We start from the raw sequence: 256 nt of genomic DNA on the forward strand, positions 1-256 counted from the left end.
ATCGAAGGTGATAAGAATGTAACCTATGTATACAAACTTAAAGAAACACCAGCTGAGCCTAAGGGTAATGTTTATGTCCACTATGTAGATACAGAAGGTAAGACAATCAAGTCAGATGTAACCGACGAAGATGCTCAACCAGTAGACAAAGACTACGACACAGTTGTAGACAACCGTCCACAAGAGATTGAAAAAGACGGTAAGACTTATGAATTGGTCCCAGCTGGTAACTACACAGTAGGTGAAGTAGATGATC

At 40.2% G+C, this 256-nt stretch carries 1 pseudogene; it reads left to right on the forward strand.

Annotated features, from left to right (window positions below):
• Window positions 1-256, forward strand: a pseudogene (locus tag SINDD18_RS10165) (MucBP domain-containing protein); the annotation flags it as partial.

Origin of the sequence: Streptococcus infantis, from assembly GCF_001579645.1 — a bacterium.
Lineage (GTDB): Bacteria > Bacillota > Bacilli > Lactobacillales > Streptococcaceae > Streptococcus > Streptococcus infantis_E.